The 25525-nt window shown below is 70.0% G+C and carries 22 protein-coding genes and 1 pseudogene; 12 read left to right on the top strand and 11 right to left on the bottom strand.

Annotation, left to right across the window (positions count from 1 at the left end; all coding sequences use genetic code 11):
• Positions 1-114: 114 nt before the first annotated feature.
• From STRVI_RS44845 to STRVI_RS44820, 6 genes are all read right to left on the bottom strand, one after another.
• A complete protein-coding gene (locus STRVI_RS44845) occupies positions 115-459 on the bottom strand; it encodes a hypothetical protein (protein ID WP_014043679.1) in 345 nt (114 codons plus the stop codon).
• A gap of 68 nt (positions 460-527) precedes the next feature.
• Positions 528-1916, bottom strand: coding sequence for a hypothetical protein (locus STRVI_RS44840; RefSeq protein WP_014043678.1), 1389 nt, complete (start codon positions 1914-1916; stop codon positions 528-530).
• 220 nt (positions 1917-2136) lie between these two features.
• Positions 2137-4626: a DEAD/DEAH box helicase gene (locus STRVI_RS44835; RefSeq protein ID WP_014043677.1), complete on the bottom strand. Its 2490-nt coding sequence runs from the start codon at positions 4624-4626 to the stop codon at positions 2137-2139.
• Between the two features lie 361 nt (positions 4627-4987).
• The gene (locus STRVI_RS44830; protein WP_014043676.1) at positions 4988-5284 is read right to left on the bottom strand and encodes a hypothetical protein; all 297 of its coding nucleotides are present in this window, start codon (positions 5282-5284) and stop codon (positions 4988-4990) included.
• Between the two features lie 271 nt (positions 5285-5555).
• Positions 5556-6761 carry an IS110 family transposase gene (locus STRVI_RS44825; protein WP_014043675.1) on the bottom strand — a complete coding sequence of 402 codons (1206 nt, stop codon included), beginning with the start codon at positions 6759-6761 and terminating at the stop codon, positions 5556-5558.
• Between the two features lie 261 nt (positions 6762-7022).
• Positions 7023-7655: a hypothetical protein gene (locus tag STRVI_RS44820; RefSeq protein ID WP_014043674.1), complete on the bottom strand. Its 633-nt coding sequence runs from the start codon at positions 7653-7655 to the stop codon at positions 7023-7025.
• 106 nt (positions 7656-7761) lie between these two features.
• Between STRVI_RS44820 and STRVI_RS46935 the strand changes: the two genes are divergently transcribed.
• The 12 genes and pseudogenes from STRVI_RS46935 (at position 7762) to STRVI_RS44770 (ending at position 21439) form a co-directional block, all read left to right on the top strand.
• The gene (locus tag STRVI_RS46935; RefSeq protein ID WP_014043673.1) at positions 7762-8328 is read left to right on the top strand and encodes a zinc-ribbon domain-containing protein; all 567 of its coding nucleotides are present in this window, start codon (positions 7762-7764) and stop codon (positions 8326-8328) included.
• Positions 8289-8729 (top strand): annotated as a pseudogene (locus STRVI_RS56290) (zinc-ribbon domain-containing protein); the annotation flags it as partial. The gene STRVI_RS46935 and the pseudogene STRVI_RS56290, both read left to right, overlap by 40 nt.
• Positions 8730-8773: 44 nt before the next feature.
• On the top strand, positions 8774-9451 hold the full coding sequence (locus tag STRVI_RS55450; RefSeq protein ID WP_251983026.1) for a hypothetical protein: 678 nt from the start codon (positions 8774-8776) through the stop codon (positions 9449-9451).
• Between the two features lie 730 nt (positions 9452-10181).
• Positions 10182-11771, top strand: coding sequence for a DUF2637 domain-containing protein (locus STRVI_RS44810; RefSeq protein WP_043242491.1), 1590 nt, complete (start codon positions 10182-10184; stop codon positions 11769-11771).
• A gap of 466 nt (positions 11772-12237) precedes the next feature.
• Positions 12238-13125 (top strand): hypothetical protein, encoded by an 888-nt coding sequence (locus tag STRVI_RS44805; RefSeq protein WP_014043669.1) that lies wholly within the window; start codon positions 12238-12240, stop codon positions 13123-13125.
• A 50-nt stretch (positions 13126-13175) separates the two neighbouring features.
• The gene (locus tag STRVI_RS44800) at positions 13176-13421 is read left to right on the top strand and encodes a hypothetical protein (protein ID WP_014043668.1); all 246 of its coding nucleotides are present in this window, start codon (positions 13176-13178) and stop codon (positions 13419-13421) included.
• 38 nt (positions 13422-13459) lie between these two features.
• Positions 13460-14467, top strand: a complete 1008-nt coding sequence (locus STRVI_RS44795) for a conjugal transfer protein (RefSeq protein ID WP_251983025.1) — start codon at positions 13460-13462, stop codon at positions 14465-14467.
• Positions 14468-14498: 31 nt separating this feature from the next.
• Positions 14499-14783 (top strand): hypothetical protein, encoded by a 285-nt coding sequence (locus STRVI_RS44790; protein WP_014043666.1) that lies wholly within the window; start codon positions 14499-14501, stop codon positions 14781-14783.
• Positions 14780-15499: a hypothetical protein gene (locus STRVI_RS51930; RefSeq protein WP_014043665.1), complete on the top strand. Its 720-nt coding sequence runs from the start codon at positions 14780-14782 to the stop codon at positions 15497-15499. The genes STRVI_RS44790 and STRVI_RS51930 overlap by 4 nt, the downstream gene beginning before the upstream one ends.
• 2 nt (positions 15500-15501) lie before the next feature.
• On the top strand, positions 15502-18036 hold the full coding sequence (locus STRVI_RS44780) for an ATP-binding protein (RefSeq protein ID WP_014043664.1): 2535 nt from the start codon (positions 15502-15504) through the stop codon (positions 18034-18036).
• Positions 18033-20234 carry a hypothetical protein gene (locus STRVI_RS44775; RefSeq protein WP_014043663.1) on the top strand — a complete coding sequence of 734 codons (2202 nt, stop codon included), beginning with the start codon at positions 18033-18035 and terminating at the stop codon, positions 20232-20234. Before STRVI_RS44780 ends, STRVI_RS44775 begins: the two co-directional genes overlap by 4 nt.
• Entirely contained in the window at positions 20231-21439 is a 1209-nt protein-coding gene (locus tag STRVI_RS44770) for a C40 family peptidase (protein WP_014043662.1), read from the top strand. Before STRVI_RS44775 ends, STRVI_RS44770 begins: the two co-directional genes overlap by 4 nt.
• A gap of 13 nt (positions 21440-21452) precedes the next feature.
• Here the strand turns inward: STRVI_RS44770 and STRVI_RS44765 are convergent, their stop codons facing one another.
• The 5 genes from STRVI_RS44765 to STRVI_RS44745 all read right to left on the bottom strand — a co-directional run bounded on the left by STRVI_RS44765 (position 21453) and on the right by STRVI_RS44745 (position 25508).
• Entirely contained in the window at positions 21453-22514 is a 1062-nt protein-coding gene (locus STRVI_RS44765; RefSeq protein WP_014043661.1) for a protein-L-isoaspartate O-methyltransferase family protein, read from the bottom strand.
• Between the two features lie 110 nt (positions 22515-22624).
• Positions 22625-22960, bottom strand: coding sequence for a lasso peptide biosynthesis B2 protein (locus STRVI_RS53270; RefSeq protein WP_014043660.1), 336 nt, complete (start codon positions 22958-22960; stop codon positions 22625-22627).
• 86 nt (positions 22961-23046) lie between these two features.
• The gene (locus STRVI_RS53265; protein WP_014043659.1) at positions 23047-23367 is read right to left on the bottom strand and encodes a hypothetical protein; all 321 of its coding nucleotides are present in this window, start codon (positions 23365-23367) and stop codon (positions 23047-23049) included.
• Entirely contained in the window at positions 23342-25174 is a 1833-nt protein-coding gene (locus tag STRVI_RS44750) for an albusnodin/ikarugamycin family macrolactam cyclase (protein WP_014043658.1), read from the bottom strand. Before STRVI_RS44750 ends, STRVI_RS53265 begins: the two co-directional genes overlap by 26 nt.
• Positions 25175-25325: 151 nt before the next feature.
• Positions 25326-25508, bottom strand: coding sequence for a hypothetical protein (locus tag STRVI_RS44745; protein WP_043242346.1), 183 nt, complete (start codon positions 25506-25508; stop codon positions 25326-25328).
• Positions 25509-25525: the final 17 nt, after the last annotated feature.

Here is a 25525-nt window from a genome sequence, read left to right as displayed (position 1 = left end):
GCGGTGTTCCTTTTCTGTGCTGTGCCTGGCGAACCGGGTGTTCTCCAGGGATGGGGATCGTGTCGGCCGGATCGGACAGGGCCCGGTTCGCGGGCGCCGGGCGGGCCGGGGCGGTCAGTCGAGGACGGTGGTGCCGGAGGCGGCGCGGGGCCGGTTGCAGGCCCACGTCTTGAGGTCGCCGGCGCGGTAGAGGAGTTCGGCGCCTCGCTTGTCGACGGGGTCGGGGAAGTCGGGGTCGTTGGCGCGGGCGTAGCGCAGGGCGGCGAGCGTGATTTTCGGCAGGTGGTCCTGGTGTGCCTTGCGCAGTCCGACCAGGGCGTCATCCGGGTCGGCGGCTGGTGCGTGGACTGGTGGTAGTTCGGAGGCTTGGACCGGGGGTGTTGTGCGCCAGGCGTCGGCGAAGACGTCGCCGGCGGCCGCCGGGGCCGGCTCGGGGGCGGGCGCGGGCAGGACGGGCATCTGGCTCCAGGCGTCGGCGAGGACGCCGGTGGCCGGGGCGGCCGGGGTGGGGGGCTTCTGCAGTCGTGTTACGAAGAGCAGTCGGGGAAACGGCCCAGGAGTGCGCGGAAGAAGTCAGCAACCACAAGCTGGGCTCGATCACGGTCACGTAGTTCGTCGTGACCGAAGCGGAACACTTCGTATCCGCGGAATTTTAGATCGCGGTCGCCAGCCATGGTCGCGGCGTACTTTGCGCTGTCTGGCTTGGAACCTCTGTTGCGGGTGTAGTGCTGCATGCCGTCGACTTCCAGAACGACGCGTCGGTTCCCGGGCAGCAGCATGAGAAAGTCCATGCGGAGGTTCTGCTGGGCGCGCTCGCCGCGCTCACGGATGCTCTTGGGGTCCCAGTGCACCCATATCTCCGGGAGGAGAGCGGGCACGTCACGGAGCTGGCTCTTGTAGATGCGGTGGTAGAGCCAGAATAAGTTCTTCTGCCCCTCGGCTTGGCTAGGCAGAGAAGCCTCCATGCGGCCGTAGAGGGCCAGAGCTGCCTCCTCTGCATTGTCGGCGTCACGGGTCTCCTGCCACCAGGACAGCAGGTCGCACCAGAGCAGGCCGTCCTTGCCAACCGGGCGGTCGTAGACCAGAACCTGATTCGCGCGTTCTGCGATCTCGATGTCGTTGTCGAGGGCGCTGGTGAAGCGGATGTCTGGCTTCCCCAAGGTAGCGAAGATGAGGTTGCGTGGCCGATGGGCGGTGCCGCGCCCGAGCGGGAGGAGAAGAAACTGAGGGTAGCCGTCCACCTCGCCCTCTTGGCGCAGCTGCGCGCCCACGGGCTGGAGATGGTGGTTGGCGAATTCGACGAAGCGACGCTGTGCCTGCTCGTCGGGAAGGACGGTTGGGGAGGCGAGGCCCTCAAGGAAGTGTCCGAAGCGAGGGTGTGGGGCTTCGAAAGCTCTGAGTTGTTCGAAGAGGTACTCGGTCGTCCAGTCGTCCGAGAATCGGATCACGTGTCGCTGGATGTCATCGCGCAGGGTACCCCGGTGGGGCCCCCAAACGTTGAACTCGTCCTCGCCCAGGTCCCATAGCTGTCCCAGGAGGGCAAGGAACCGGTCCGGGTGGCCAAGGTGGTCGGTGAGGTCGAATTCCTTGGCCAGCTCGCGACGCGTGCGGCCGGGAATCTCCACGTAATCGCGCCCGGCCCACACGGCATCCTGCAGATCTCTCGTTTCGATGAACAGAAGCATCTCAGTGTCGAGAACGGCCTGAGCGACGTGGAGCAGCTGCTCATCTGGGCAGTCCTGCAAGCTCGCGGTCAAGCGCTCGTGCTTGGTCGTGCCGTCATCCGCGGGAGGCGAGGGGAGGCCGAGGCGCTCGCACAGCTCCGGCAGATCTTGATGGCGATATCTCTGGTACAGCGTGACGAGCACGCCGTCGACCAGGCTCCGCAACCGCCGGAAGTCCGTCTGCTCAGCCATCTCACGATGATGGGCCAGGCCATGCCGTGCAGTCCAGGTTGGGCTATGCCAGTGGCCGCGGACAGAGGGCCGGCCTCAGGCCCGCTCGGAGGCCGACGGTCCATCCTGCGAGGGATCTCATGCGGAATGGGCGTATCGTCCCTTCGGCTATGCGTGGCCGTCCAGGTTCACGTCGGGCCCGGATCATGAGCTGGGGTCGACGTGAACCTGGCGGACGAGGTCAGCGGGGGGTGACGCTGAAGCGCTGTGCAATGCCTTCTCCCAGGAGGCGGTGGGCCTGGTACTGCTTCGCCACTGCCTCAGGATCGCTCCAGGCCCCTTCATCCGCGAGCGCCACCATCGCTTTGCGTACTGCATCAGCCAGCTGAGTCATGGTGCCGCTGGTGATGATGCGCGTGCCGGGGGGAGCCACCGCGTTGTACTCGAGCGTGTTGACGCGGTGCAAGAGCACGGGAGTGGCGCTGCAGGTCTGGTCGTAGGTCTCCTGGAACCAGCTCATGGAGTGTGCCAGCTGAGCGACGTCACTTCGCCAGATCTTGTCAGTGCTCGCCCCTGACTTGGCTTCAAGGACCAAGTACTTGAGGCCGCCGGTGGCCCACAGGACGTCCGGGCCGTTGCCGGTGGTGCGCTCGGGCCGCTGTACTTCGAATCCGAGGTGGTAGCCCAGATGTTCCAGGGCTCGTTCGAAAATGGGAACCTGCTTCTGGTCCGGTCGGTAGACGAGTTCGTCGAGCAGGACGTTGACGCCTACGAGGAAGTCGTTGCGGTCGGCGTAGGTGTTGGCCAGGTACCCGGCGGCAAGGACCGCCTGCGTGTCGGTAGGCTTGATCTTGGTGGGGTTGACGCCGGCGATGGGCCGGAGGATCGCGGGGTTGTAGGCGAGCGCCTTGACCAGGGTGTGCTGGGCCTTGGACTCGTCAATGAAGTGCTGGTAGGCGGCGAGCTGTTCTTGAAGAAATCCTCGCTCGGTCTCGCCGGTCGCCGCGGCAACGGCTTCGCTCATGTATCGGATGGCTTGTGCATACTGGCCGAGCGATGCCTGGTCGAAGGCGCGGCGGGCAGGGGCTGCACCTGCGGAGACGGTGCTGCGGGGGTAGGTGACTTCGGTGAGGGCACCGCGTGCGGCGGTCACCCAGTTCGGGTCCCGGCCCAGAACCTGTGCGATCACGCTTTCGATCTGCTCCAGCGGCTGGTCAGCCAGCTTTGCGGCCACCTGGCGGGAGAAGTCGATCTGTGCTCGGGTGGCGGGGCTGAACCGGGAACGGTATCGGGGTGCGGCGATGAGCTGGGACAGGTGCGGCCCCAGCAGCAGAACGACACAGTGGTCGTTGGCTGAGCGGACCCCGCGGCCCATGCCCTGCTCAATGCGCTGCAACTGGCGATTGACCATCTCGTCGGAGTCGCCGAGCACAGTCGCCTCACGGCGGGTCAGGCCGCCGTATGCCTGAGGCAGCCCGTCCATGACCAGGACTTCGCAGGCTTTGCGGGGCAGGTCGATCCCGTCGTACTGGTTCACCAGGACTACGAGACCAACGTGGCCCTTGCGGAGCTTGGCAACTGCGGCACCGATCTCGTCGGACTTCGATGCGGTGATCTGCGCGTGCTGCGCCCACGCGCCGGCTTTGCGGTGAGAGGGGACCAGGACGACGACGTTGACCCGCTCAGCGAGCTTGGCGGCCATGTCGCGTACCGCGGGTTCCTTGATCGAAGTGCTGATGTCCTGGGGTGCGAGGATCAGCCGGTCGCCGAGGTACCCGGCGCTTGTCGGGGTGATAGGTGCCCCCACAGTTTCGGGATCGGCCGCGAAGTCGGTGACCAGCACGCTGTCGTCAGCGAGGGTGGCGGTCAGATGCACGCGCCGTCGTGCACGGGCGAAGCTGGCGATCTTACTGATCGGCGGGTACGGAGGCTGGACCTCGAGCTTGTCGGCAGTGAAGACGGCACGGCAGATCGGGAGGACGTCCTTGATCAGCGGCCACGACCACTGAAGATCCTCGTCGTCGCGCAGCTTATTCAGGGCCGCCGTGACATCGGTATTGCGGCGGGTCCAGGCCCAGAAAGGCACCGGGGCTACAGCTGAGGAGTCCTGAGTGGTCAGGCCCTGGTACGTGATCTCCGACTGCTGGCGCAGGTCGTCAGCGAACAGGTCAAGCAGTTCGGTGAACGTCTTCTCGTGCCGGTCTCGGGAGAGCGTCAGGGTGAACTTCTCCTTCACCGTGGCGAGCGCCGCGTGCGCGTCGTCGATGACGATCGTGCCGACGTCGACGACGGGTCGTCCGTCGCCCTGGAGGCCAAAGACGCTCTTACCGTTGACGAACCGGTGGAGGCTGAGAACACAGATGGCCTCGCCACTGGTGAAGCGCGCTGAGCGGGGGTCGTCGGTAACCTCAATGCCGAGTTCAGCGGCCTGTTCCATCGCCTGCGAGGCCAGGTAGGGGTCGGGTGCCAGATACAGCACTGGGCCCTCACCCTCGTTGAGGCTCGACTGGCAGATCAGCAGACCCACTACCGTCTTGCCTCCGCCGGTGTTGAGCTTGACGACCAAATCCTTCTGCGAGCGCCGGTCGTACCAAGTCTGTAGAACTTGCCCCTGAGGGTCACGCAGGAACTCGTAGCGTGCAGCTCGGTCGGGCAGCGCGTCGAACAGGACCCGAGGGTCAGTGGGCGCCGGAGAGGGCCCCGAGCCGAAGGTGGAAAAGTCGATGCCCATGGAAAGTCCCCCCTGGAACTTGTCGCGGGCTCCCGTGGCACCGCGACATCCGACGTTAGCGGACAGACCATCACACTTTCACCTGACTTGACCTATGTGCACAACCTGCTCTACGAACGCTGCCTCATCGGACTGACCGCATCCGTACCAGAAGAACCAGCTCCCTCTGCCTCATGGACTGACGGTAGGGGCGCCGTCGTCGAAGCCGCGGTACGCCGGTGCGGAGCCCGGGTGGCAGGCCGGAGTCGAGTGGACGCTGCTGTAGATCGAGAACACCGCGAGCCAATTGACCGAAAACAGGCCGTAGCCGGAGGTTCAGGCAGACGAACCGACCGCCGGCCTGCCGTGGTCGGGGCGTCGGTCAGGGTGTGTCGCCAGAGTAGTAGAAGCGGCAGCTCACACCCGGGCCCTGTGTGCGAGGTTCGCCGGGGCGCGGGTCGTACAGCGACCGCCCACCGGGAAACTGACCGAGCTCGGTAACCAGGGCCGCGCCGCCGTCGACTTCCCCGGGCCGCCAACCCGTGATGTCCAGCAGCAACCCATCCAGCGGCCCGCCTATGAGCGCGGCGTAGGTCTGGTGCGGGAGCGGGCCCGAGTCAGGGTCGTCGTGGTCGCAGCCGTAGACCCGGCCGCGCAGCAGCTGCTCATCGCCGTTCATCCATCCAGCGTTCCAGCCGCCGCCGACAACGCCGGCTTGTTGTTGGGAGAGATCCTCACCGTGGTCCTTAGCGCCGTGTGCGAGGTGGCGCGGAGGGTCCGGAGCCAGCACAGGTCGACGGCGCCCTGGGGCCCTGGAGCTTCCAGGCCCGGGAGCCGCGCCGGTTGGATCGCGGTGGGTTCGTCGGTGTGTCCGGTAGGAGGGCGACGGCTTCGCCGGGGGGTGCCCCTATCTCTTTCGTCAAGGGGCGGGTCGGTTGATTGGTGATGATTCAGGCGGCTTGGGGGACGGTTTGGGCCTCGAAGAATGTGCCGTCGCGGAGCATGGCGAAGAGGACGTCGACGCGGCGGCGGGCGAGACACATCAGGGCCTGCTTGTGCCGTTTCCCTTCGTCTCTCTTGCGCTGGTAGTAGGCGCGGGAGGCGGGGTCGGACAGGGCGGCGAACGCGGCGAGGAAGAAGGCCCGTTTGAGGTGCTTGTTGCCCCTGCGGGATGGGCTTTCGCCTCGGATCGAGGACCCCGATCGTCGGGTCACCGGGGCGAGCCCGGCGTAGGCGGCGAGGTGGCCTGCGGTGGGGAAGCTGCTGGCGTCGCCGACGTCGATGAGGATCCTGGCTCCGGTCCTGACGCCTATCCCCGGCATCGACGTCAGGACCTCGGAAAGAGGGTGCGACTTGAGCAACTCCTCGATGTCAGCGGCGAGTTCTTTGCGCTGGTCGAGCAGGCTGGTCAGGTTCTTGGCGAGCTTGGGCACGATCACCGCGGCCGCGTCGGTGCCCGTGACGACAACGGTCTGCTCGTCCAGCGCGGTGAAGATGTCCTCGACCAGCCGCTCGGCCATTCTGGGCGCCTTCGGCCGCAGCAGCGTCATCAGCCGGCGCCGTCCGGCCTTGCGGATCGCCTTGGGCGACCCGAAGCGTTCGAGCAGGGTGAGGACGGCTGGGTGCTGGATGCGCGGGCCGAGTACGCGTTCCAGGTGCGGGTGGACCTGGGTGAGCAGGCCGCGCAAACGGTTCGCGACCCGGGTGACCTCACCGGCGAGGTCGTCGTCGAAGCCCACGATCATGTGGAGTTCGGCGATGGTCTCGTCGTCCAGCTCGATCGAGCGGAGGGTGTGAGGCATGGTGCGGGCCGCGTCCGCGATGATCGCCGCGTCGCGGGCGTCGGTCTTGCCCTCGCCGGGGTAGAGGTCGGCGATCCGCCGCATGGTCAGGCCGGGCAGGTAGGCGACCTCGCACCCGGCGTCGCGGGCGACGGCCAGCGGCAGGGCGCCGATCGAGGCGGGCTGGTCTACGACGACCAGAACCCGGCCGTACTTCGCCGTGAGCTTGTCGAGCACGGCCCGCAACTTCGGCTCGCTGTTCGGCAGCGGCTTGTCGACGACCTGCTTGCCGTCCGGCGTCATGCCGGTGGCGTGGTGTTCGCCCTTGCCGACGTCCAGGCCGAGGAACACGGCCACGTCGCGGGTGTCGATCACGAACATCCTCCTGGGAGGGTCTTGTCTTCCCGGCCAAGGCACGGCGCCGACATCCGGCAACCACGTTACGAAGAGCGTTGCCAGCGGACCGGCGCTCCTGCCCCTATCAGCGATCTACCGGCGCCTCCCGACCCGGTGACACCACCCCCCGGGTCATGGTCGACAGGGGGCAAAAGTCATGCCGGGCCAGAAGGCCGGGAGCCCCAACATCGGGGCCGTCTAGAAGGTAACGGGGGGGGAGGCAAAGCAGCGTGCTGATCACTAGTAGCAGCGGGTGGGGCCCGGTTCCTGCGGGCGGGCAGCAGCACGTTTCTCGTCCGCGATCCGCTGCTGGTCCCGCCGCTGAGCGTCTGCTCGGGCCTCGAGGGTGACGGCTTGGCCGGTGGTGATCGCCTCGGTGCCGGCCACCGGGGCCAGCGAGTACCGCAGGGGCGCTTTACTGGACCGCGTGGGCAGGTGCAGACGGGCCACACCGGCCGGGAGTTCGGCACGCAGCGCTCCGTGCCAGCGGATCCAAAGCGCAGGGCGCCCGCGGAGTGCTTCGTCTCGGAGCTTGTCCACGGCGGTGCTCTCGTCCGCGCGGTCGATCTCCACGGCGACCGGCTGGCCGTCTTTGCGAACCACGCGAAGGTCCAGGTAGGCAGACCAGGACGGCGACCAGTAGGAAAGGCAGCCCCCGTCCTTCAGACGAGGCGGATCGATGTAGCGCATCTGCGCCTCCGTTCTGCACCTCCACCCCGAGGCTCCCACCCACTGCACCACCGCCCGGGTGATGCACTGGGTCACCTCCTTGCCGGTCAGTCCGGTGAAGGAGAAACCGGTCTCGGACAGGTACGCACGTAAGGAGACGGCGAGGATCTCGGACTCGCCGGCCCCCGTCGGTTCATGGGCCATCCGGTGATTCTCCGCTCGCCCACTGACAACGACCGGGGCGTGACGGTGATCATCGTTGGTAACCTCGGCAAGCGCATGTCAGTGGCGCGTCTTACGGTGCGTGCTCATGACACGTCGCACCCGTTTCCTGGTCAACGAGCACCCGGCCATCGCCGCCCAGTGGCATCCGGACCTGAACGCCGACCTGGACCTGGCGCAGATCGGTCCCGGCTCCCACAAGGCTGTGTTCTGGCAGTGCGACGACGGACACGTCTGGCAGGCCCAAGTCCATTCCCGTGTCGCCGGAACCGGCTGCCCGCAGTGCGCGGGGTACGTGCCGCGCGGCCGGACCACTCTCAGCGAACACTCGCCTGGCCTGGTAGCAGAATGGCACCCGCGCAACGACGCCTCACCGGACCAGTTCGGGCCAGGCTCGCAGCGCCAGGTCTGGTGGCGCTGTCCGGTCGGGCACGAGTACCAGGCGCGAATATCCAACCGCAGCCGCGGCACCGGCTGCCCGGCCTGCGCGAGGGCCGGCCGCGATGCCCCGGCCGGGCGCTTGGCCGACATGCCTGAGCTGTTCGCGGAGGTGGACCCCGACACCGCACCCGCCGACGTGGCGGAACTGCTGGTCAACTCCCGCGTACGGCTGGGATGGGTTGTTCCCGGGGCCACCGCTGGGAGGCGAAGGTGAGCCACCGGACCTTCGCCGGGTCGGGCTGCCCGGCCTGCGCCCGGAGGAAGCGTGCTCCCGCTCTCCCCGAGGCGCGGCCGGATCTGGCGGCGCAGTGGCACCTCGCGCGCAACGACGGACTGACGGCCGGAGCTGTCACCGCCGGTTCGCACCGCCTGGTCTGGTGGAAGTGCACCGCGTGCGCCAGCGAGTTCCGGGCCAAGGTGTTTCACCGCGTCCGCGGCGTGGCCGCGTGCCCCTCCTGTTCCGGCCGGGTGCGCTACCAGGCACTGTCGATCGAGAGCCCCGAGATCGCGGCGCTGTGGCACCCGTCCCTAAACGGGACCCTCACCCCGGCAGAGGTGACCGCCGGGGCCAACGTGCCGGTCTGGTGGCTGTGCCCCGCCCGACACGAACCTTGGTCCGCGCAGGTGGCGCACGTGTTCATGGGCAGGCAGGGCTGCCCATGCTGCCGGAAGCGGACCAGCGTCTCCCGGCAGGAGCGGAACTGTTCGCCGAACTCCAGCTCGTCCTCACGGGCGGGGAGCAGCAGTATCCGCTGCAGACGCCGCACGGCCGCTATCGGCTCGACATGCTCTTCCCAGCGGACCACGACCAGGGCGTGGTCGTGGAGTTCGACGGCTCGTACTGGCACCGCGACGCTGAGGAACGCGACCGGCTCAAGGCGGATGCCGTAGAACGCCACCGGCCCGACTGGATGGTGGTGCGGGTACGTGAGGAACCGTTGCGGCCGACCCGGCATCGCGACGTAGTCGTGCCGTACCTCGCAGACCCTTTCACGGCCGCCAGCGTCGTTCTTGAGCACCTGATGCGGCTGACGTCGTGGCCCGACGACACCCGTCAGCGTGCGCGCGCTTACCTCAAGGGCGGGCGCCGTCTGGGAGCTGCGCTGGCCCAGCGTCTGATCAACGAGCGCCAGTCCGCTGCTCCACCGGCCGGCGACCGATCCGCACCCCAGCCCGCTCGGAGCGGATCGCGAGCGTGCAGTCCGCCCCGTGGTGAGGGGGCGGCGGGCGAGGCCGGGCTCGGGGCCGGGCAGTTGGGCCGGGAAGTGCCGCTCCAGGGCGAGCGGCCGCACCGGGGGCGGCCGCGAGCTCGGCCTGCAGCCGGTCCGGTGAGCTGACCACGACGACACTGGAGTCCAATGGGTGCGCTCGGGTGCGCCAGGTATGGCTGGCGAGTTCGATCGTCCGGGCGGCTCAGCGGCGGTGGGCGAGAGCGGCATCGCGGCGGGGTTGCCAATCGTGTCCCGCAGCGGCTGGCGGTGGCCACGGCCGAGCCGCCAGAACGCAGGTCCGGCCGGCCCATGTTCGCGCAGCAGGTCCAGCGTGGTCGCCACGATCGGCATGCAGCGGTCGTAGGGGGTATCCGTCCCCGCTGTGTCATCGGCCTTGCCAGTGGTAGCGGGTGAGGTCGGCGACCCTCTCCATCTGGGGTCTTGGCGGAGCGCTTGCCGACCTGCTGGAAGACGAGCAGGACCGGCCGGGGCGTTGCGCAGACACGCTGCCCGGCTGACTGACTCATGTCTCTTTCTGGCTGACGCAGAAAGAGGTGTCGGCAGCTCCAGAAGGGTTGCCCATATGCGCTGACCTGGAAGGATGCACCACCTCGACGGAAGGCTGATCCTACTCTCGGTCCACCTCTCGGTCCTGCTCTACAGCCCCTACTGCAGCCCACCGTCCAGCCCACTCTCGGCTCAACCCAACCGCGCGGGGGCAGCTAGATGTCGTTGTGCCCAGCACGGTCGGGGGAGCGGTTGTCTGATCGGCGCGGTGAGAGACTGTGCACTCCCGTTGACGGAGTTCGGCGAGATACATAGGAGGGGGCGGGGCACGGTGGAGCGGCTGACCCGCATGCATCGAATACTGATCGGGGTGGTCGTCACCGGGGCGGTGGGGATCGCGGGGATCGGCTTCGCCGGTTCCTACTCCGCGGTGCGCGATCTCGCCCGCGACAAGGGCTTCGGCCAGTTCTCCAACGTCTTCCCGATCGGTATCGACGCGGGGATCGTGGTCCTGCTGGCGCTGGATCTGCTGCTCACCTGGATCCGCATCCCCTTCCCGCTGCTGCGCCAGACCGCGTGGCTGCTGACCGCGGCCACCATCGCCTTCAACGGCGCGGCCGCCTGGCCGGACCCGATCGGCGTCGGCATGCACGCCGTGATCCCGATCCTCTTCGTCGTCTCCGTCGAGGCCGCCCGGCACGCGGTCGGCCGGATCGCCGACATCACCGCCGACCGGCACATGGAGTCGGTCCGCATCACCCGCTGGCTGCTCGCGCCGGTGCCCACCTTCCGACTGTGGCGCCGGATGAAGCTGTGGGAACTGCGCAGTTACGACGAGGTCATCAGGCTGGAGCAGGACCGGCTGGTCTACCAGGCCCGGCTGCGCGCCCGCTACGGACGCTCCTGGCGCCGCAAGGCGCCCGTGGAGTCGCTGATGCCGCTGCGGCTGGCGCGGTACGGGGTGCCGCTGTCGGACACCGCCCCCGCGGGGCTCGCCGCGGCCGGGCTGGAGCCGTTCACGGTGTCGGTCGATCGCGCCGACGACCAGCCGCTGGTGACACAGCCTGACACCGAGCACCAGCGCGCGCTAGATACGAGGGAGATCACTACGACCGCGACCGGGCCAGAGGAACTGGGCCCCGCCCCGGATCCGGTCAACGGCAGCCTCCCGGCGACGGCTGGCCAGACTCCGACACCGTCCGTGATCGACTTCTACGAGGCCGTTCACGCATACGTCGCCCAGTACGGCAGCTTCCCGAACGCCCACCAGTTCGGCTTCTTCCTCCACGATGCGTACAACGTGACCGACCCGGCCACAGGTGGCCCTGTGGCCGAGGAGCAGCTGCGCCCCGTCCTGCAGGAGCTGCGGCAAGCAGCCCGTGAACCCGCGGAGAGGCAGCTGGTGGCCGACGAATCGGCCGTGACCGATCGGCGGGCCGATAGCGGCTCAGGGACGGCTGAAGGCCCGGCCGACATGCATGCGTTCTTCGGCACGCCGTCTGTCGAGCCCGCCGCGCCGCAGCCGTACGCCGCAGAGCCGGTGCCGGCGATGACCGCGCCGGTGGCCGAGGCGGCAGTCCCGGAGCAGATGCCCATGGACGCCACGCCCACAGTGACGGCGGGGCAACCGTCGGCGTCGACCGGCAGCGGAGCAGGGTGGGATACGACGGTGGCCGACGCGGGCATCGCGACGGTACGCGTACCGGAGCAGCAGAGCCCAGAGTCCGATGCTGAGGAGCAGCAGAACCGGATGATTGCTGGGTGGCTGACCGAGGCCGAGGCGGCGGGCAAGAAGTTGTCGGGCGCAGAGGTTGCACGCCGTCTGGATGTGTCCCCGCGTACCGGCCAGCGCGCGCTGAACAAGGCGAAGGAGTACCGGACGGCGCAGCAGCGGCAGCAGGGCCGGGGGCACCTTCGCTCGGTCAGTGGCCGTTCCTGATCGAGCCCTTGTGATGGCCGGTTGTCCTGGATCGGTCATCGGCCATCGTCAGTTGCACGGGTCGGTCATCGGCCACCCTGCGACGGCGTGGCCGATGACCTCGTGACCGATCCGGTGGTGGCCGATCCTGGCCGTGGCCGATGGCCGATCCAGGGCAATCGGCCATCGGCCACGGCCGGTCCAGCCCGATCGGACACCGCCTCGCGACAGGCGGCGGGTTGCCCCGATCGGTCTCGGGAGCGGTCTGCGTTCTGATTGCCCGCCCTGCCCGGGGCAGGCTTGCCCGGTGGTGATTGGCCCGGCCAGAGGGGCTTGCCCATGCTGTCCGAGGGCTTGCCCGGCGGGGTGTTTCTGGGCTGCGTAGAAATGGGCAAGCCCCCGACCTGGCCTTTTCGTGAGTTGGGCAAGCCTTCGGGCATGCCTGGGTGAGGAGAGTTCACGGCACGAGATCCGAAAGGAGCGTGCCGTGCTCGATCTATCGCGTCCTGCCCCGACCACCGGCGGGATCTTCAGCCGCTTGGATGCGGAGTGGACAGCGCTGTCCGCAGACGCGTCCGTACGGACCCTGGTGACGAACTGGCTGATCGCCGATCAGCTCGCCGCCGGCGTTGCGGCCGTGACCGATTCCGCGTGGTGGCAGCTTGGGCCCGACCAGCTGCTCGCCGCGCTGCGCCCGCAGGAGGGTGCACTGGCCGGTCCGTTGGCCGATGACGTTCTGCGCGCTCTTCTCCAGCGGGCTGCGGGCGATGACCGGTCAGCGACGCTGGCCGCGCGCATCGTCGTACAGGCGATGCTCCCGGCTGCGGTGCGCATGGCCCGCGGCCAGGTCCGCTCCTACGGTGGCCGGTCGTTCGACGCGATCGGCCACATGGTTATCGCCGCCCTCTTCGAGACCGCCCGCTCTGGCCGCATCCATCACCGCCCCGGGCGGCCTGCCGCCAATCTCGCGCTCGACACGCTCGGCCGCGTCTGCCGCGAGCTGGCCGCCGAGCGGGAAGACCGGGCGCAGGACCTGGCGGTCGCCGAGCTGCTCGCCGATCCCGCGCCCGGCCCCGCGGCACGGGCGCATCACCGCGGGGTCCGGGCAGCGGCGGCGGCTGCCGACCTGGAGCCGACGCCGGGTGGGGCGGAAGTGAGCGCTGCCCGCCTGGAACTCCTCGAACTTGTCCTGGCCGCCATGGAGGCCGGCTGCCTGTCCACCGCCGACGGCCAGTCCATCGCCTGGCACTACCGCGCCGCGCCCCTGTCCGACACGGCGGCTGCCGCCCGTGTTGGCACCACCGCGACCGCCTGGCAGCGCCGACGCAGCCGCGCCGTTGCTCGCCTGATGTCGACCGTTCGGCGCGCCGCGTGAACCGGCCTTCCTCCCTGACCAGTCTCGCGCCGCAAGCGAACGGAGAAGAGATGTCGTCCACCGCGAAGACTCCACTGGACCCGGATGAAGAGCGCGTCGTGCGGGCCCAGCGCCTCCTGATCGGTCTCGGTGCTGCTCTGGTGTACCGCCCGTTCAACGCCGCGACGTACGACGCGCTGCGGGACTACCTCGACCGGGACGCTCCCGGCGTTCTCGCGTCTCTGGAGGTGCTGAGCCAGCGTCCTGAGGCGGAGTTGCGCGCACGTATCAACGAGCTCGCCGGAGGCTGGCTGTGATGCGGCTCGGGGCGCGGAGGCGCGCGACGGACAGCAGCGTGTTGGAGGAGTGGGAGCAGCGCGGCACTGAGGCCGGCGGCTGGCAGATGTCAACGGGCGCGCGGGCGAATGCGACGGTTCTGGCGCGCTGGTTCGCGTGGGCGGTGATCTGCGCTGGCCCCATCCTGGGTCTCCTGGCCTGGTTGTCGGCTGCGGCCGCCGTGGACGCCGTCCCGCCGCCGCGGCCGCGAGCGCAGCACGCCGAGGCAGACGGTGCAGGGCCCTCCGGGTTCGCTGAGCTGTACGTCTCCGCCTTCGTCGCGGCCGGGGAGGGCGACCAGGACCAGCTCGCTCCCTACTACCCGTCGGCCGGGCAGCTGCAGCTGGACGGGAAGTCAGGGCGGCAGACCGCGACCCAGACGACCGCTGTCCGGGTGCGGCAAACCGCATCGGGCGCGTGGTCGGTCACCGTCGCCGCCCGGCTCGGGCCGAAGGGCGGCGAGAAGGAGGACGGGGCCAAGTCCGGTGCCCTGCGGTACTTCCAGGTACCCGTACTCGCCTCCGCGGGAGGCGACGGCTCCGGCGCGGAGGACTACGTGGCGGCCACCCTGCCGGCCGAAGTGGCCGCTCCCGGCGGCCAGCCCCGCCAGCCGCAACTCGGCTACGGGCCGGAGCGGGCCGCCGTGCCAGGGGACACCCGCGCCGAGACCGCCCGGGACTTCCTCGACGCGTACCTGACCGGCTCAGGGGAGCTGGACCGCTACCTCGCCCCCGGTCTCCACATGGAACCGGTCCGCCCGGCCCCGTACCGCGAGGTCGAGGTCGAGTACCTGGCCGTCGCGGGCGAGGAGAGCGCCGGTCCCGCCACCGGCGTGCCGGCGAACGGTACCCGGCAGCGGCTGCTGGTGCAGATCCGCGCCACCGGCGACGACCGGGTGCCAGTCCCGCTGTCCTACGCCCTGACCCTCACCGCCCGCGCCGGGCGCTGGGAGATCGCGGCCCTGGACGCCACCCCCGCCACAGCCGACCGCACCCCGCCCACCGCACCGACCGGCCCGGCCACATGACCGTCCCCGGCCGCCCAGAACGGAGAACCTGATGAACCAGCTCGCTGTGATCGGAAACATCGAGACCGCTCGGCTGCTGAGCACCGACCTGCAGAACCTGTTCCTCTACGGGGTCATCCCGCTCATGTGCCTGGTGTTCATTGCCGTGGTCGGGTTCAAGACGCGCGCGGCCGGGCCGACCATCCTCTCGGTCATCCTGGCCGCCATGGTCTGGTGGGGTGCGGCCAACCTGGAATTGCTGAGCGACAAGACCGGTACGGACGTCACCCAGTACGACAACGGCGTCAGGCCCGCCGGCACCGGACAGGCGCCGTGAGCGCCGCAGAACTGGTCGGGGCGGACCCGGATGACCGTCTGATCGGCCACTGCTACACCAAGGCCCGCCGCCTGCCGGTCGTCGTCGGTAAGATCCCCGGCGGCAACGCCCGGCTGCCCGGCGGCCCCTACACCAGGACCCAGCTGACTGCCCTGGTCGTCTTGTTCATCCCGCTGATCGCGACCCGCAGCCTGTGGGGCACCCATAGCGTGCTGGACCTGCTGATCGTCATCGTCATCCCCTACGGGGGGGCGTGGGCGCTGCGGTTCGTCCGGCTCGACGGCCGGAACCCGGCAGCGGTCATGGTGAGCATCGCCATGCTGGCGAGCGCGCCCCGCCATGGCCGGCTGCGGGGACGGCCCTGGCGCGCCGCCCCTGCCCACCGCGCCCGCGCCGCCTGCACCTTGCCATCCGCGGACCGGCCCGCGCAGGACGAGGCCGACGGATCCGCGCCCCCCGCAGACCAGGCCGACAACCAGCGAGGCCCCGCCGCGGCGCGGCCGGCGTCCGCCGCCGAGGAGCGGCCCGGGACGGCCGGCGCGGCCGAACCACCACACCTTGAACAGCCCGTCACTCCCCGCCCCACGGTCCCGGCACGCACCGAGATGCCGGTGACGGCAGGCGGTGACGGGACCGGGATGAGGTCCGGCGTGCAGCTGCTGCTCGCGCAGCGCCGCTCGACCGGGGCCGAGCACGAATCAACGAAGGGGCGCTGACCATGCGGCTGCCTGTCCGGCACGTGGCCGGGAACATCATCTGGACCACCCACGGCACCTGCTGGGCCGTGTGGCGTGTCTCCGCGGCGAACTACTCCCACGCGACGGCAGCGGCCAAGCGACGCAGGCTCAAGACGATCGAGTCACTGATCAAGAGCCTCGAGGGTGAGCCGATGCTGCTCAGCCTGTGCCCCCAGACCGACCCGGCCCAGGTCGTCCGCGACATGACCGCCGGCATCGACCTCGAGGCGTCCGCACGGTACGTCGACCTCGCCCACCGGGTGCTGGACCAGCTGGAGACGATGGAGCTGACCGGCCGCACCGACTGGCTGGCCATCCCCCTGCCCTCCGAGAGCCGCCGGGGCGCTATCACCCAGGTCCTGGCCGCGGCCCGGGCCGAGCTGGCCGGACAGCTGGGCCTGTTGCCGGCGCCCGTCTCCGCAGCCGAGGAACAGCGGCGCACCGAGCAGGCTGCGCGGATCCAGGCCCAGTGGCCGGCCGCTGTGCCGATGCGGCCGGCCACGGAGTCCGAAATTCTGTGGATCTACGGCCGCAGTGTCCGCCGTGGCCTGGCCGAGCCCCTGCTGCCCGCCCCGGACGACAGCGCGCACCGGGTACGGGGACGGGGACGGACCACCGCGGCGCTCAGCGAAGTCCTCCTGGCCGAAGGCGGAACCGACTTTGACACCCGGCGTGGCCGGGCGGTCGGCAACCCGTTTCACCGCCGCTTCCTGCAGGTGGCCACCGAGTGGGGGGACAGCTACCAGGCGCTGCTCGCCCTGTCGGAGATGCCCGAGGAATACGCCTTTCCCGGCAGCGAGTACCTCCAGGCGCTCGACCAGTTCCCCTTCCCGATCGACTGGGTTGCCCGCCTCCACATCACCCCCGGGCACAAGGCCGAAGCCAAGTCGAGGCGCCGGGCACGGGAGCTGGCCCACCAGGAAGCCGAATACGACGGTGATGCCGCCGGCGCGCCGGACCACGTCCGCACCGGCATCGGGAAGCTCTCGCACTTCCGGTCGCGGGTGACCTCCTCCGCCCGTGAGGTGGAGGTCGGCGCCATGGTGGCGCTGTGCGTATGGGGCCAGAACGCCGACGAGGCGCAGGACCGGGCCACGGCCGTCGCCAGCCACTTCGGGCCGAGCGACTACACCTTCGCCCGGCCGCTGGGCGAGCAGGAGAGTCTCTTCTACGGGATGCTGCCCGGCTGCCGCACCCCGCGGGTGATGACCGCCTACCGGCAGATCCTGCTCGCCTCCGATTTCGCCATGGCGATGCCCCTGGCCGGCGCCGAGCTCGGCGACGACACCGGAGCGCTGTACGGGCTGCAACTGGCCGGCGGCGGGGTCCGCCCGGTGCTGGCCGATTTCTCTCGCGGGCCGCGGGAAAACGCGAGTGCCTCGGCCGCGTTCATCGGCGAGCTCGGGGCCGGCAAGAGCGTCGCCATGAAGGCGGCCGTCTACAGCGTGCTTGCCCGCGGCCGCCGCACCGGGATGGCCAACTCCCGGGGCCGGGCGGTCATCGTCGACCGCACCCGGAACCAGGAGTGGCTGCGCTTCGCCGGCGCCTGCCCCGGCTCCACCCAGACCATCACCGTCGACCAGGACGCCCAGATCTCCCTCGACCCACTGCGCCTGTTCGCCCCGCAGGAAGCCGCCCGGTTCACCGAGTCGTTCTTGGTGCTGCTGCTCGGCGTGCGCCCGATGGATCTGGAAGGGGTGGCCCTGTCCGAGGCCATCGAGGCGGTCCTGGCCGGACCGGCCCCCTCGATGCGTGCCCTCACCGAGGAGCTCAAGGCCCGCGGCGCGAGCGACCCGGCCGCTCAGGGCCTGGCCCGCAAGCTCAGGGCCGTCGCCCGCAAGGACCTGTCGAGGGTGGTCTTCGACCCCACCCTGCCGGTGGCAGCCGCGGACGCCGACAGCGTCGTCTTCAGCGTGCACGCCCTCCAATTGCCCAAGCGGGCCGAACTGGGCAGCGACTTCCGCCTGGAGCGCATGGAGTTCGAGAAGGTCATGGGCCGCGCCCTGATGTACGTGATCGCCGCGCTGTGCCGGCAGATCGCGGTCGCCTCACCGGAGGAGTTCGCCGTCTGCGTCTGGGACGAGTGCTGGTGGCTCACCTCCTCCAGCGAGGGCCTGGAGCTGCTCCTCGAACTCGTCCGCGACGGCCGCAAGCACAACGCGGCTGCGTTCGTCGGGAGCCACGACTCCGATGACGTGGGCCCCTCCGACAACGAGCGCGGCGCGATCGTCCGCGGCCTGATCCCCCACCGGCTGCTGTTCCGCCAGAGCACCAGCCACCTCGCCCGGCGCGGCCTGGCCTTCCTCGACCTCGACGGCGAGGACAAGGACCTGCTGGAGCTGGTGACCACCGGCCTGTCCCCCCTCGACCTGCCCGAGGCCGAGCGGGAGGCCCGGCTGGGGGAGTGCCTGTACCGGGACCTGCTGGGCCGGGTCGGCACCATGAAGATCCTCATCCCCGCCGACCCGGAGGCCGCCGCCACCATTCACACCACGCCCACCCGGGAGCGGGCATGAGCAGGATCCGGCTGCTGTGGCGTCTGGGACGGCGCCAGTGGAGCGGCGCGATGCTCCTGGGCGTCCTCGTCGCGACCACGGTGGTGCCGCTGACGTCCATCCCCGCTGTCGCAGCCCCCAACGACCCCACTCCCTCGCCGACCGCCACCGCGCCGTCGGCCACCCCCACTCCCTCGGATGCGGCGACTCCCAGGCCCGACGGGGCCCTCACCGAGGAGGAGAAGAAGAAGGAGGCCGACAGGCTCCGCAAGAAGTTCGAGCGGTTCTGGGACGAGCAGCACGACGTCATCGGCGAGTCGATGCAGAAGGAGCTGCTGCGCCAAGAGCAAAAGCGCGTCCGGAAGCTCTTGGAGGAAGAAGGCGGCGTTCTCGGGGTCTTCAACACCACCGACCAGTACGGGATCCCCCTCTCCACCTACAACGTCGACGGGGACACCGGCAGCTGGTATCAGTGGGATCTGGGCGTGTGGAACCTGCTCACCGCCTTGTGTTTCATGCTCACCAAATGGCTGATCGCCTTCTCCTGCTGGATGGTCGCCTGGGCCCTGTCCTTCGGCCTAGCCAAGATCCTGATCAAACCGGTCCTGGCCGTCGCGGAGTCCCTCCACACTCGCGTCATCATGGAGATGGGCCTGCCCACGCTCTTCCTGAGCGCCTGCGCGGTCATCTGCGCCTGGAACATCTTCTTCGGCGACCGCGCCCGCGGCTGGGGCGACGCCGCCCTGTCCATCCTGCTCGCCGCCCTGACCGCCACCGCGGTCATCACCCCGCCCCAGCAACTGATGGGCGGACAGGACCAAGGCGCGCTCGGCCAGGTGCGGCAGTTCTCCCTCGAAGTCACCGCCATCATCCTCGACAGCACCCACCCGCCAGGCGAACAGCGAGGCGAGGGCACGCCCGTCACCGCGGCCGGTCTCGCCCGGCCAATCACCGACGCCCTCAGCGATGCGTTCGTCGCCAAGCCCGCCCAGCTGATCAAATACGGGCGCACGTTCAGCGACGCCTGCAACGAGCGCTACGCCGAAGCACTCCTTGACCAGCTCGCCTGGGAAAGGCAGTTCGACAAGCGACTGAGCGGCGCCAAGGACGCCATCCGTGGCGCCAGCAAGGCCGCCGTGCTCGGCCCGCTGGCCAGCACCGCCGACAATCTGGGCATCGACATCCCCGGCGCGGACATCCCCGGCGATGTCCTGTCCAAGGTCACCGAGCTCTCGGCCGAGTGGACCGCCAACCACTACGGCGACAAGCCCATGAAGGCATTCGAGGCCGAGTGCGTGCCCGACGCCGGCACGGCGATGAAGGCATCCGGCGACAAACTCGCCGGCGCCTTCTTCGTCCTCATCGCCGCCGTCATCGTTTTCCTGCTCGTCGTGGGCATCGCCGGATCCTTCCTGACCGCCCAGTACCGCATCGCCTACGACGCCATCCGCGGCGAAGCCGCCCTCGTTGCCGGAACGATCCCGGGAGCCGGCCGCTCCTACCTGTGGGCCTGGTGCGGATCCGTCAGCCGCTCGCTGATCCAGCTCGTCGGCAGCGTGGCCATGCTCGGCGTCTTCATCGTGCTGGTTGACGCGCTCCTTGACGCGCCGTCCGAGGAGTACGGCAGCGGCGGCCTGACCGTGCGTTTCCTCGTCGTTGACGTCGTCTGCATCGGCGCCTACCGCAAACGCAAAGACGTCGCCCGCAAGTCCCGCGACATCGGCAACAACATCCGCAACCGCCTCAGCAACGCGCGTGTCGGAGGCACCGGCCGCAGCCTCCTCGCCTCTCCGTCCGCGCCCGACCACACCATGAACGCACGCGACACCGCCAACACCATCATCCGCACCTCCATGGCCACCAACGCCCTCGCCCGCGGCAACCTGCGCGGTGCCGCCAGCAGCGCCCTCCGCCGGGACGGCGCCAGCGCACTCGCCACCCGCCTGAACCACAAGCCCGCCCAACGCCGTCCCACCCGGCCCGCATCCGGGCCAGCCACCAGGCGCCCCGTGACCCGCCCCCCGGGGACGGCGGCGCCGACTCGCCCCGCACACCCCCCGCGACCCACACATCCGCCGCGGCCCACGCACCCGCCACGCCGCCCGCAGCCCACCCCGCGCGTGCCCCTCCAGCCGCCCAGCTCCTCCCGCCAGGCTCAGCTACGGGCCCGCATCGACCGCCGCACCAACCCGCCCCGGCCACCAAGGGGGCCCCGATGAACCGCCGCCGAGCCCTGCTCGCCGCAGGGCTCGGCACGCCCCTCATCCTCATCGTCCTGGTGATCCTCCTCACGACCGCCGCGGTAGCCGCCCTGGGACGAGACCAGCAGGCCCGGCTGAACAGCCAGGCAGCCCAGAAGACCGCCTGCACCCGCAACAACACGGACACCACCGTCGACACCGCCGCGGTCACCGAACAGGTCCAGGCCGTCCTCAGCGGCAGCCACGCCAAGGCATCCAAGCCGGCACAGGGCCTGGAGCGCCCCCAGGAGCAGATCCCGAACGCGAAGATCATCCAGGAAGAAGGCGAGGCGAGGCGCGTCCCGCCGCGAGGACAGGTGATCGCGATCGCGACAGCGCTCCAGGAATCCCGGCTCCGCAACCTCAGCAGCGGGGACCGCGACAGCCTGGGCCTGTTCCAGCAGCGCCCCAGCTGGGGGACGCCTGAGCAGCGGCAAGACCCCCGGCGCGCGTCACGGAAGTTCTACTCGAGGCTGCTGAAGGTCAAAGGGTGGCAGCAGCTGCCGCTCACCGAAGCAGCCCAGAAGGTCCAGCGTTCCGGATTCCCCGACGCCTACGCCCAGTGGGAGCCCCTCGCCACCGCGCTACAGCACGCTCTCACCAACACCCCGGCAGGAGACGGCGGAGACGGAAACGACCAGCAGCAGACCGACGCGGCCGCGCTCGTCGCCCTGTTCGGACACACCTCGTGCGGCCAAACCGACACCTCCCGTGATGACAGCGACGGCAGCAAGTTCGGGAAGATCCCGGCCGGCGCGCGTCCCGACGGCTACCAGATCCCAGCCGACGCACCCCCGCAGGTCCGTACCGCCCTGCGGTGGGCGCTCGACCAGCTCGGGACGCCGTACCAGTGGGGCGGCACCTGCACCAACCCCCACGGCAAGAATCCGACGGAGCGGTGCGACTGCTCATCGCTGATGCAGCGGGCCTACGGCGTCGCCGGCGTCAAGCTCACCCGCACCACCTACACCCAGGTCCGTGAAGGCCGCTCCGTCAGCGTCAACGTGCTCAAGCCCGGCGATCTGCTCTTCACCCATGACGGGCCGAAAGGCCCCGGGCACGTTGGCATGTACATGGGACACGGCTTGATCGTTCACGCTCCCCAGACGGGCGACGTCGTCCGCGTAACCAAGCTCGCTGCCTGGAAACGAGGCATCGTCGCCGCCCGTCGACTCATCAACTGACTATCGAGTGGGGTCATGACGCGCGGGTGAGGCGCAGGTGCCAGCCAGTGTTCGCGCTTGTCTGCTCCCCGGTTACGAGCCGTGGCGTGAGCTGAGTTGTCCCTTCCCGCTGCCACTGCTCCAGCCACGAGCGGAGAACGGTCAGCGAGGGGGAGTCGGGAGCGTCGGCGATGATCAGTCCGTGCTCCTTGTGGAGGACGGCGGCGTGGCCACCCGGCTCGCTGTGCCCGATGGCGAAGCCGCCGTCGATGCCGGCCATCGTCAGATGGGGGTCGCCGGTTGCGGCGAAGCAGGAGACGAGGAAGTACCACTCGGGTCCAGGTGGGATGGCCGTGTAGGGCTCGGTGTGGCGGTGCTGGGAGGTCAGGGCCTGGAGGGCGTCGTGGGCGCCGTAGGAGCGGTAGGTGTCCTTGTGGCGCCAGGCGGTGGAGATCCACCGAGTTTCCGGATGGTAGTCGAGCCAGTCGACCCACCGGCCCGGGACGTCCTCGTCTGACTTGGACTGGGCCACCATCTCGGTATATCCGCCGTGGACCACCTCGGTGACGGCTGGCTGCCGGTCCTGGGCCTGGATGCGGATGCGAGCGACTGCGGTGACATGCGGCAGCTGGGCGAGCGGGAGCGGCGCGACGACCGATCCGTCGGCGGCGAGCTGGTCCATCCAGGTCGCGGGGAGCAGGGGCGGAGTGGCCCAGGCGATGATGCGGTCGTAGGGGGCGTCCTCGGGCCAGCCGAGTTGTCCGTCAGCCGGGCGGCAGCCGATGTTCGTCAGGCCGCGTTCGTCGTGGATGCGATTGGCCCACTTCGCGAGGAAAGCATTGATGTCGAGGCTGACCACCCGGCCCTCGTCTCCGACGAGTTGGGACAGAAGTGCGCCGGAATAGCCGGACCCGGTGCCGATCTCCAGCACACGCATCCCCTCGTGGACGTCCAGCGCCCGTAGTTCGCGGTGAATGACGGAAGGGTTGGAGCGGTGGATCGTGGCCCCCCGCCGGGGATGGTGGGTGTAGTGCTGCTCGGGGACGGCGGCGGCCGCGCGGGCGACCGCGTCGGATGCGGTGGTGGTCAGCGTCACGGAGGACGGTTCCTTCCCAAGAGGGCACGGGGTGTCGATGTGCGCAACGAGCCGACGCGGCATCAGACACGATCGGGTGACGGCCGGGGCGTCGGTTCGACTGGGCGGTGTCAGATTTCGACGGCGGGGCGGTGGTGCCACCCGGCAGTGGTGTCCTCGCCGACCGGATCGCCGTTGTCCAGGGCCACCCAGGCGTGGAACTCGATCGGGGGTGGGGTGAAGCGCACGCCGACGCACCAGGTGAGTCGGCGCCCGAGAAGAGCGGCGGCGAGCATCGCGGCGAGCGAGGTCTCCAGGCAGGCCAGCCGGTGCGGCATGCGGCGGCCCGCCCATTTCACGGCCTCCACAAGCTGCTGGCCGTGCCGCTCGGTGAGGGGCCGGCGGCCGACAAGGCGGGCTGTTCGGGCGGCCCGCACGGCGAGGGGGAAGGGCAGGGCCAGCAGCACGAGCGCGACATACAGTCCTGCCGTTGAGGCGATTCGCTGGCCTGCTGTGAGGTTTGGGCGTGTGTGCACAGTAGCGACCGGCAGGCTCACCGCCACCACCCCCGCCACAGGCGCCGACGCCCCGGCACGTGTTCGGAGAGCAGTCTCCGCCCCCACAGCTCCTTGAGGAGACGGGCCATGTCGGCATCGACCTGATCGACATCGACGCCGTAGCTGTGGGCCACCACCGCGGCGGCCCTCCGGTGGTTCTCTGCGCCGTGCAGTCGACGGTCCAGGTACTGCCCCCCTGGGGCACTGATGGCCAGGCATCCGGCCCGTCCGGCGCGGAGGCGGGTGTCCAGGATGGCGCCGCCGTCCGGGGCGGCCACCAGGTAGACGCCGTTACGCAGTCGCAGCGCGGGCCTCATCGCGCGTCACCTCCCACCAGGTGCCGGCGTCGCTGGAGATGCCGCGCCACCAGGCTTCGACGGTCACCGCGAGGTGGATTGCGCCCAACGGCGCGGGCAGGCCGTTCCGGACGCGCTCCAGGGACTGCCCGGGACGGCCGGGGTCCAGCAGGCCGTTCTCAGCGAGCCGGGAGGCAGGGCCGAGCAGATCGCGGATCGCGCCTTCGTGGCGGCGGATGCCGTCGAAGCACACGGTGTTCATGAGTCCCTTCGTCGTACGGGCGAGGACGAAGTCCGGCACCACCTCGCGCATCCCGCGCAGCAGCGGCTTGTAGCTGCCGGGATGGGCGCGCTCCTCGGCCGGGACGGCCAGGCACAGCCGCAGGACTTCGTTGTCGAGGTACGGGGCGGCGATGTGGATGCCGCACACGGCGTACACGGCGTCCGCGAACTGCGCGAGGTCCCGGCCGATCTGCTCGACCTCCTGCCGGTCGGTGAAGACCGCCAGCGCTTCCGGACGCCGGGTATCACCGGACCACTGATCGGCGGCGTGCTCCAGCTCCTCGGCGAGTAACCGGCGGGCGTCCGGGGTGAGCCAGTCGGCTGTGGCCAGCATCGTCGCCCAGCCCCATGGGCGGGAAGCAGCTGGTGCCCACCACTGTGGCGGCCGCCGCAGCACCATCGCGGCCCGGCGTAGATCCTCCACCAGGGGGCGGCGGGCCGCTGGGCGGGCACGGGCCAGCACCTCGCGCGGTGAGGAGCGCAGCGTACGGGCGTGCAGCCGCGCGTGGGCGTACGCGGTTGCCCAGCGGCGCTCGCGCAGCAGGTCGGAGAGGTAGACGATCGAGGAGCCGAGCACGGTGTCGCCCGCGGCGCCGGTGAAGTGCAGGGTGCTGCCGTGTTCGTGGGCGACGTCGAGGGCAGCGTCCTTCATCGCCGCGGTGACCACGTACGCGTTCGGTGCGTCGGTCACCGGCTGTCCGCCGTTTTCGGCGATGCCGGTGTAGTAGTCCGTGTGCGGCCCGCCGGCGACGACGTGGTGCGTCAGGCCGGGCACTGCCGCGGCGGTGCGGGTCGCGTACGCGAGGTCGTCGTTGCGCAGGCGCTCATCGGTGAACGTCGCCGCCGTCACCGGCCGTTCGCGGGCGCCGAGGCAGGCGAGTGTGGAGGAGTCCAGCCCTGCCAGGTCGAACGACGCGTGCGGGTGGGCGGCCAGACGCGCGCTGACGGCCTCGCCCAGCGTCTGCCGCAGTTGCCCGGCGGCCTCGGCCAGTGGCAGCGGGGCCACCTCCCCCTCGTACGGCTCTACCCTTGCCCGGCCCTGGTCGAGCAGCAGCAGGCAGCCGGGAGGCACCCGGGCCACGCCTGCGAACAGTGACCGCCCAGGGAAGAGACCGGGCTGGGGGAAGACCATGGCCGCGGCCGCCATCGCCGGGTCGGGCTCCTGGCCGTGTGCGGCAGCGAGTGGAGCGGCGGCGGTGGCCCACCGCACGCCACCGGCGTTGTGGTGGTAGTAGACGGGGTAGAGCCCGGCCAGGTCACCGAGGACGGCGGTGGTGGCCCTGACGCGGGCAACCACCAGGTAGGAGCCAGGCCAGCGGGTCAGCTCGCGCCACCGCCCGGCCGCCGCCAGAGACGGCGCGGCCTCCAACTGTCCCGCCGTCGCGAAGCAGTCGCCGACGATCGCCACCCTCGCCTGGGGCTGAGCGACGGTACGGACCTGCCATGACTCGAAGCCGCAGGCCCACGCATCCAGACCGACGAGCTCGGCCCCGCCGTGGGGCCGCAGCGGTCCCGTCCGGCCGCTGCGACCAGTGATCCAGCGCATCAAACGTCTCCCCACGTCGTGGGTGGTCAGGAGGAATGCGGGCGGGCCCGGGGCGTGGTCGTCGCCCCGGGCCCGCTATCGGCGGCCCCATGGGGAGGGGCCGTCTCTGGTACGGCACGTAGTTACAGGGCATGCCGAACCGGGACCTGCGTCAGGTCTTGTACTGCGTGTCGTCGGCCGAGTCCTGGTACTGGGTGCCGCGCACGGTCTGCGCGACCGAGCCGACCTCGACGACCACCGGCGCGGTGTAGCTCACGGCCACGGCCGGGCCATCGCCCTCGGGCCGATCACGCGGCGGGGGCGGATCCGTCCTCATCATCGTCTTGTCCTCCACGTTCGATAGGTAGGAAC

It is taken from the genome of Streptomyces violaceusniger Tu 4113 (assembly GCF_000147815.2).
Lineage (GTDB): Bacteria > Actinomycetota > Actinomycetes > Streptomycetales > Streptomycetaceae > Streptomyces > Streptomyces violaceusniger_A.
The sequence above is the reverse complement of the archived record's forward strand: the minus strand, read 5'-3'. Positions and strand labels throughout refer to the sequence as shown.

What these genes read in the sequence shown, in the direction of transcription:
- STRVI_RS44845 (WP_014043679.1), bottom strand. Translation starts at nt 459, where the DNA reads ATGCCCGTCCTGCCCGCGCCCGCCCCCGAGCCGGCCCCGGCGGCCGCC.
- STRVI_RS44840 (WP_014043678.1), bottom strand. Translation starts at nt 1,916, where the DNA reads ATGGCTGAGCAGACGGACTTCCGGCGGTTGCGGAGCCTGGTCGACGGC.
- STRVI_RS44835 (WP_014043677.1), bottom strand. Translation starts at nt 4,626, where the DNA reads ATGGGCATCGACTTTTCCACCTTCGGCTCGGGGCCCTCTCCGGCGCCC.
- STRVI_RS44830 (WP_014043676.1), bottom strand. Translation starts at nt 5,284, where the DNA reads ATGAACGGCGATGAGCAGCTGCTGCGCGGCCGGGTCTACGGCTGCGAC.
- STRVI_RS44820 (WP_014043674.1), bottom strand. Translation starts at nt 7,655, where the DNA reads ATGGCCCATGAACCGACGGGGGCCGGCGAGTCCGAGATCCTCGCCGTC.
- STRVI_RS46935 (WP_014043673.1), top strand. Translation starts at nt 7,762, where the DNA reads ATGACACGTCGCACCCGTTTCCTGGTCAACGAGCACCCGGCCATCGCC.
- STRVI_RS55450 (WP_251983026.1), top strand. Translation starts at nt 8,774, where the DNA reads ATGCTGCCGGAAGCGGACCAGCGTCTCCCGGCAGGAGCGGAACTGTTC.
- STRVI_RS44810 (WP_043242491.1), top strand. Translation starts at nt 10,182, where the DNA reads ATGCATCGAATACTGATCGGGGTGGTCGTCACCGGGGCGGTGGGGATC.
- STRVI_RS44800 (WP_014043668.1), top strand. Translation starts at nt 13,176, where the DNA reads ATGTCGTCCACCGCGAAGACTCCACTGGACCCGGATGAAGAGCGCGTC.
- STRVI_RS44790 (WP_014043666.1), top strand. Translation starts at nt 14,499, where the DNA reads ATGAACCAGCTCGCTGTGATCGGAAACATCGAGACCGCTCGGCTGCTG.
- STRVI_RS44780 (WP_014043664.1), top strand. Translation starts at nt 15,502, where the DNA reads ATGCGGCTGCCTGTCCGGCACGTGGCCGGGAACATCATCTGGACCACC.
- STRVI_RS44775 (WP_014043663.1), top strand. Translation starts at nt 18,033, where the DNA reads ATGAGCAGGATCCGGCTGCTGTGGCGTCTGGGACGGCGCCAGTGGAGC.
- STRVI_RS44770 (WP_014043662.1), top strand. Translation starts at nt 20,231, where the DNA reads ATGAACCGCCGCCGAGCCCTGCTCGCCGCAGGGCTCGGCACGCCCCTC.
- STRVI_RS53265 (WP_014043659.1), bottom strand. Translation starts at nt 23,367, where the DNA reads ATGAGGCCCGCGCTGCGACTGCGTAACGGCGTCTACCTGGTGGCCGCC.
- STRVI_RS44750 (WP_014043658.1), bottom strand. Translation starts at nt 25,174, where the DNA reads ATGCGCTGGATCACTGGTCGCAGCGGCCGGACGGGACCGCTGCGGCCC.